The sequence below is a fragment of the Brevundimonas sp. UBA7838 genome (genome assembly GCF_002500885.1).
GTDB classification, from domain to species: domain Bacteria; phylum Pseudomonadota; class Alphaproteobacteria; order Caulobacterales; family Caulobacteraceae; genus Brevundimonas; species Brevundimonas vesicularis_C.
Genome location: NZ_DLTK01000141.1, coordinates 432 through 6748 on the forward strand (window position 1 = coordinate 432; position 6317 = coordinate 6748).

10 protein-coding genes and 1 tRNA gene are annotated in these 6317 nt (G+C 68.0%); 4 read left to right on the forward strand and 7 right to left on the reverse strand.

Annotated elements, in window-relative coordinates:
* The 4 genes from B3T77_RS15090 to B3T77_RS15105 all read left to right on the forward strand — a co-directional run.
* Window positions 1-694, forward strand: a 694-nt coding sequence (locus B3T77_RS15090) for a sensor histidine kinase (RefSeq protein WP_292080643.1), incomplete at its 5' end; no start/stop codon positions are given.
* A complete protein-coding gene (locus tag B3T77_RS15095; protein WP_292080645.1) occupies window positions 694-1383 on the forward strand; it encodes a response regulator in 690 nt (229 codons plus the stop codon). The genes B3T77_RS15090 and B3T77_RS15095, both read left to right, overlap by 1 nt.
* Before the next feature lie 74 nt (window positions 1384-1457).
* On the forward strand, window positions 1458-2399 hold the full coding sequence (locus B3T77_RS15100) for a histone deacetylase family protein (RefSeq protein WP_292080647.1): 942 nt from the start codon (window positions 1458-1460) through the stop codon (window positions 2397-2399).
* Between the two features lie 2 nt (window positions 2400-2401).
* Window positions 2402-2932: a 2'-5' RNA ligase family protein gene (locus tag B3T77_RS15105; RefSeq protein ID WP_292080648.1), complete on the forward strand. Its 531-nt coding sequence runs from the start codon at window positions 2402-2404 to the stop codon at window positions 2930-2932.
* A gap of 19 nt (window positions 2933-2951) precedes the next feature.
* Here the strand turns inward: B3T77_RS15105 and B3T77_RS15110 are convergent.
* The 7 genes from B3T77_RS15110 to B3T77_RS15140 form a co-directional block, all read right to left on the reverse strand.
* A tRNA-Arg gene (locus tag B3T77_RS15110) sits at window positions 2952-3028 on the reverse strand.
* Window positions 3029-3236: 208 nt separating this feature from the next.
* The gene (locus B3T77_RS15115) at window positions 3237-3716 is read right to left on the reverse strand and encodes a hypothetical protein (protein ID WP_292080651.1); all 480 of its coding nucleotides are present in this window, start codon (window positions 3714-3716) and stop codon (window positions 3237-3239) included.
* Entirely contained in the window at window positions 3713-4303 is a 591-nt protein-coding gene (locus B3T77_RS15120; protein ID WP_292080653.1) for a response regulator, read from the reverse strand. Before B3T77_RS15120 ends, B3T77_RS15115 begins: the two co-directional genes overlap by 4 nt.
* A gap of 4 nt (window positions 4304-4307) precedes the next feature.
* Entirely contained in the window at window positions 4308-4652 is a 345-nt protein-coding gene (locus tag B3T77_RS15125; protein WP_039246206.1) for a hypothetical protein, read from the reverse strand.
* Window positions 4653-4654: 2 nt separating this feature from the next.
* Window positions 4655-5197, reverse strand: coding sequence for a chemotaxis protein CheD (locus tag B3T77_RS15130; protein ID WP_055806618.1), 543 nt, complete (start codon window positions 5195-5197; stop codon window positions 4655-4657).
* The gene (locus tag B3T77_RS15135) at window positions 5194-5583 is read right to left on the reverse strand and encodes a response regulator (protein WP_292080657.1); all 390 of its coding nucleotides are present in this window, start codon (window positions 5581-5583) and stop codon (window positions 5194-5196) included. Before B3T77_RS15135 ends, B3T77_RS15130 begins: the two co-directional genes overlap by 4 nt.
* Window positions 5584-5598: 15 nt before the next feature.
* On the reverse strand, window positions 5599-6317 hold a 719-nt coding region (locus B3T77_RS15140; RefSeq protein ID WP_292080659.1), incomplete at its 5' end, for a chemotaxis protein CheB.

Genomic DNA, 6317 nt, shown 5'->3' on the forward strand with positions numbered 1-6317 from the left:
CTCGGTCAGCCACGACCTGCGCACGCCCCTGTCCACCGTCCTGGGCTCGGCGACCACCCTGATCGACTATGGCGCGACCCTGAAGCCCGAGGTCCGCGACGACCTGCTGCTCAGCATCCGCGAAGAGGCCGAACGCCTGTCGCGCTATGTCGGCGATCTTCTGGACATGACCCGGCTGGAGGGCGGCGGCCTGAACGTGCGGACGGACTGGACCGATGTGCGCGACATCCTGAACACCGCCGCCGACCGTGTGTCGCGCCGCCTGGGCCAACGCAAGGTCACGCGCGATTTTCCGGCTCAGCTCAGCATGGTCGAGGCCGATCCGGGCCTGCTGGAACAGGCCGTGGTCAACATCCTGGAAAACGCCATCGCCTACAGCCCCGACGGCACGGCCATCGAACTGGCGGCCTATGAGGATCGCAGCGCGGTCGTCATCTCCATCGAGGACGAGGGACGCGGCATCCCGACCGCCGAGCTGGAACGGGTGTTCGACAAGTTCCGCCGCATGGAAGAATCCACCGACCGCGCCAAGGGGGCAGGTCTTGGTCTCGCCATCGCCAAGGGGTTCGTCGAGGCCATGCGCGGCCGTATCGCCGCCGCCAGCCCGATCCAGGACGACGCCGACGGCAAACGCGGCACCCGCATCCTGATCAGCCTGCCCAAGTCCATCGCCACCCACCCGGATCTGCTGTGATGTCCGCCGTTCGCCCCCAGGTTCTGGTCATCGACGACGAGCCGCAGATCCACCGCTTCCTGTCGCCCGCTCTGGACGCCGCCGGCTATGAACCCCGCCGCGCCGACAGCGGTCAGGAGGGCCTGCGCGCCATCGCCCTGTGGAGCCCCGACGCCGTGGTTCTGGACCTCGGCCTGCCCGACATGGACGGCAAGGACGTCCTGACGCGGGCGCGCGACTTCTATCAGGGGCCGATCATCGTCCTGTCCGCTCGCGACCGCGAGGCCGAGAAGATCACGGCCCTGGACTTGGGCGCCAATGACTATGTCGAAAAGCCTTTCGGCGTCGGCGAACTGCTGGCGCGCATCCGCGCGGGTCTGCGTCAGGGCGCGCTGACGCCGGTCGCGGGCGGGGTGGTCACGGCCGGCGATGTTGTCATCGATCTGGACCGCCGCATCGTCACCCGCGCCGGCGAGCGGGTGAAGCTGCGCCCCAAGGAATACGACGTCCTGGCCTACCTCGCCCGCAACGCCGGCAAGGTCCTGGGTCACGCCGACCTGCTCAAGACCATCTGGGGCGCCGGCCACGCCGACGACGTGCAGTATCTCCGCGTCGTCGTCGGCCAGCTCAGGCACAAGCTCGAGGCCGACCCGGCTCAGCCCGTCCTGCTCGTGACCGAGCCGGGCGTAGGCTATCGGCTGGCGGACTGAGGCCTTCGGCGAGAGGGTTCGACTGTCTTTTCCGATGCAGCCTCATAAAGGCCGGCGCGTTGTCTGCGGAACGCATGTCTGAACCAGGCCCCCTCCCCCCGATCGTCTACCACCCGGCCTACAGCGCCGAACTGCCATCGGGTCATCGCTTTCCGATGCAGAAGTATGCGCGCCTGGTGGAGTTGCTGAGAGAGGAAGGGCTGATCGGACCGGAGGGGCTGTGGGAGCCCGAACCTGCGGACTATTCCCTGCTCGCCGCCGTCCACGATCCCGACTATGTGCGCCAGGTGCTGGACACTTGCGTTCCGCCGAGAGTCGAACGGGTCATCGGCCTGCCCATCACCCAAAGCGTCGTCGAACGCACGCAGGCCGCCGTCGGCGGCACGCTGACGGCGGCCCGTCTCGCTCTTCGCCATGGCCTCGCCTGCAACACGGCTGGCGGCAGCCATCATGCCGGCCCCTTGAGCGGCGCCGGCTTCTGCGTCTTCAACGACATCGCCGTGGCCGCGCGAGCCCTGATCGACAGTGGCGAAGTCGGACAGGTCCTGGTGGTCGATCTGGACGTCCATCAAGGCGATGGAACCGCCTTCATCTTCGAGCACGAGCCCCGCGTCTTCACCTTCTCAATGCATGGCGAAAAGAACTTTCCGGTGCGCAGGGGGCCCAGCGATCTCGATATCGACCTGCCCGACGGAACAGGCGATGCAGCCTATGTCGCCCGGCTTAAAGAGGTTCTGCCTGACCTGCTTCAACGCGTTGCGCCCGATCTCGTTTTCTACATCGCCGGCGTCGATCCGCACGAAAGCGACCGGCTGGGGCGGCTGTCGCTGAGCGACGAGGGATTGGCTGAACGCGACGCCTATGTGCTGGAAACCTGTCTGGCGGTCGCGCCGGTCGTCGGCGTCATCGGCGGTGGATACGACCACGACATTGATCGTCTGGCGCGCCGCCACGCGACACTGCATCGCGCGGCGGCCCACGCCTGGCGGCGCGGCTTGGCCCGGCGGGAGGCTTGATCGTGGCAGACCCGGCGCCGCTCATCATCACCGCAGCCCTGGACGACGGCGCCTTCGACTGGTTCGACGCCTTGCGCCAGGCGCACTTTCCCCGCCACCGCAACGTCGTCCCGGCCCATCTGACCCTGTTCCACGCCCTCCCAGGGGCGCAGGAAGACTTCGTGTTGGAGACGCTGAAGTCGGCGTGCCGGCGCCAGGCGCCCATCCGCCTCGATGTGCGCGGCCCGTGGTCCCTGGGGCGTGGCGTGGCCTACCGCCTGGCGTCCGCCGATCTGGACCGACTGCGTAGACAACTCGCGGAGGCCTTTTCGCCCTGGCTGACCCGCCAGGATCAGGCCCCGTTCCGACCGCACATCACGGTCCAGAACAAGGTCGAGCCCGCAGACGCCAAACGGCTGCTTGAGCAGCTTCAACTTGAGTTCGAGCCGTTCGACATTCTCGCTGACGGCCTGCTCGTCTGGCGATACCTGGGCGGCCCGTGGGAGGCGATCGATCGGATTCCTTTCGAGGGCAAGCTGACCCTCGACGATTAGGATGCACCCGACAGTGCGATGGCGACCCCGGCAGGACTCCAACCTGCGACCTCGGCTTTAGGAAAGCCTTGCTCTATGCAGCTGAGCTACGGGGCCACACCCGACGCCGTAGCGGGTCGGGGCGGCGGGGGGAAGCCGGGGCGGCGAAAAAGTCGGGCGGCGGCTGGACGACTGCGGCATCGGGCGTTTGTGGTTAAGGCACCTTAACCTACAAGATATCGCGGTGAACAAAGGACGAAACGGGCGATGTCAGCGATTCGGTCCTGATTCGTTTCGCCCTTGTTCCGCAAGAACGGAACGGCCGTTAACCGACGGGCGGGACGTGGGCGGTCAGGGCGCGCAGACCCTCCAGAAGGCGGTCGGAATCGGCGCTGGTCTGGCCTTGGGCGGCCAGGGTCAGGCGGAGCGCGCGGACGTGAACCTCGACCGAGGGCCAGGACCAGCTGCCGGCGTTCTTCATCCGGTCGGCGATCTCGCACAGGCTGAAGGCGGCCTCGAAGAAGGTCGGGACATCCAGATAGCCGGCCATGTCGACCATGGCGGAGGCGAAGGCGTAGACCTGGGCCGGAGCGTCGTGCGGGCGGGTCGCGCACAGCGCCTCAATGGCGTCGACGTTGGCCAGCAGCAGGGTGAAGACGTGGTCGCGCTGTTCATCCAGCGCCTGGTTGGCGCGCGACTCGGCCTCGACGATCAGACGACCGCCGGGCCGCGCCATCTGGCGCTGGAGCGAGGTGTGGACGCGACGGACGGTGGGCGTCTTGGGCGCGGCGGCGGGCTCGGTCACAGGCTGACCTTCAGCGGCTTCATCAGCATGTCGATGTCGTCCTGATCCATGTTTTCCTCGACCGCCTCGCCCAGATCGCCGGACAGGTCGCTTGAGCGGCGGCCGTCGGTGCCGGGGGGCGGCCCATAGTTGCGCACCCTGCGGTCGGGCCCGATGTAGTGTTCGGACTCCACGAAATCCCGGTCCTCGCCGCCCAGCCAGATGATCCGTTTCAGCAGCAGGGACGGCGACAGAGGTTTGGCGACGATGAAGCTGGCGCCGCAGTCGCGGCCCTGCTGGACCTTGGCCTGCGAGGCGTGGCCCAGGATCATGATGACGGGCACATAGCGGGTCGGCGTGGGGGCGTCGCGCCGCAGCCAGCGCACGAAGTCATAGCCGTCCATGTCCGGCATGATGCAGTCGATCAGGATCAGATCGACCGAGCGGCGCGCCAGCAGTTCGACGGCCGCCTGGGCCGAGGCGCATTTGATCTGCTCCTTACAGCCGAACCCCTGGACGATGGAACCCAGCATATCCAGCGACGTGGGCTGGTCGTCGATCAGAAGGACCGTGGTGTGCGCCAGATTGACCCGATCGCTCTTGGCCATGGCGTCAGAACAGCATCAGGTCGCCGGCGTCGGCGGTTGATTGCGGGCGATGCTCGCCGGCGGCGGGGCGAAGGCGGCCGGCCATGTCGGCCAGCGACAGTCGGCTGACGGCCTCGGACGGGCTGGCGCCGCCGCCCAGCATGCGCAGGACGCCGGACAGAGCCTCAAGACGCTGGGTCAGGGCGTCCAGGGCCTGGGCCTGGGTCAGGGCGTTGGGACGTTCCTCGGGCGGGGCGCGGCGGACCAGATCACTGACCAGGGCCTCGATCCCGTCGATGCCTTCGCGCACCAGCATCAGCTCGTCGGCGACGGCGGCCAGCAGATCGGCGTGTTCGGGAGGGGCGCTCATGCTCAAAACAGTTCCAGGGCGCCGGTGTCGACCGGGGCCATGACGGGCACGGGCTTGGGCGCGATGACGTCGGTGACAGCGCGCTGCAGGGCGCGGCCGGTGACGGGCCAGTAGTGCAGGCGCCGTCCGCCGTCGCCGCGCAGGCTGCCGCCCACGACGGGAATGCCTTCGTCGCGCAGGAATTTCTCGGCGAAGTCGGCGTTGCTGCGTCCCACGTCGCGCAGGCTGTCGAACATACGGCCGCCGCCGAACAGCTTGGCCTCCAACCGATCGCGACGGGCGCCGGCCTTGAGCATGTCGTTGATCAGCAGCTCCATCGCATAGGCGCCGTAGCGACGCCCCGCATCGGTGCCTGCGCCCGAGCCTTCGGGCAGCAGGAAGTGGTTCATGCCGCCGACGCCCGCCAGCGGATCGCGCACGCACATGGCGACGCAGGACCCCAGGATGGTGCTGAGCACGACATTGGGATCGGACGTGATGAAATGCTCGCCCTGACCGACGTGAACGCGCTTTTCGACCGTGTCCTTCAGGGCGGCGAAACTCATGTCAGGGGACCGAAAACGGCTTCCAGCTTGTCCTTCAGCTGAGCGACGGTGAAAGGCTTGACCAGGTAGTTGTTGACGCCGAACTGCACCGCGCGCTGGACCAGCTCGCGGTCGGCGCGGCCCGTCAGCATGATGAAGGCGGTCTTGGAGGTCGGCGGGTGGGCGCGCACGGCGCGCAGCAGGCCCAGGCCGTCCAGGTTCGGCATATTGTAGTCGGAGATGATCAGGTGCGCGGGCTTCGACACGATCTCACGCAAGGCGATTTCGCCGTCGGCGGCCTCGCGGATCTCGCGCACGCCGAGCTGTTGCAGGCTGGTGCGGACCAGCGAGCGCATCGTCATCTGATCATCGACGACCAGGCAGTGAAGTGAGGCGGCGGCGGGCATAGGTTACGCTCCCGATTAGGCGACTGACCGCGCAGCCGGATCGGCGCACAGTTCGAGAATGGCGGGGGAGAGGCGGTGCAACGGCAACTGCCGCTCCACGGCGCCGATTTCATAGGCGGCCTTGGGCATGCCGTAGACGACGCATGTCGCCTCGTCCTGGCCCAGGGTGCGGCCGCCGGCCTGGCGCATCGTCAGCAGGCCCTTGGCGCCGTCACGGCCCATGCCGGTCAGGATGACGCCGGTCATCGGACGCTTCAGCCGGGCGACGGATTCGAACATCACATCGACCGACGGACGGTGGCCGTTGACGGGATCGCTGGCGATCAGGCGGCAACGGGGCGTCAGGCCGCCGGACACCTCAAGATGGGTTGCGCCGCCGGGGGCCAGATAGATGTGGCCCGGCTTCAGCGGGGCGCCGTCCACCGCCTCAGTCACGGTCGGGGCGCAGACGCGGTCCAGGCGGGCGGCGAAGCTGGCGGTGAAGGTCGCCGGCATATGCTGGGTGATGACGGTCGCCGGGCAATCCAGCGGGAAGCCGCTGAGCACGGTCAGCAGAGCCTCGACCCCCCCAGTGGACGAACCGATGGCGAGAATCTGTTGGGGGTCGGCGTGATAGGCGCGCGGCGCCTCGGCGGCGGTTCCTGCATAGCCACGCTTGGCGAGCGCGGCGCTGTCGGCGGCGCGGCGGATGGCGGCGGCGGAGATTTCATTGGCGTGGGCGTAACCGGCGGTCT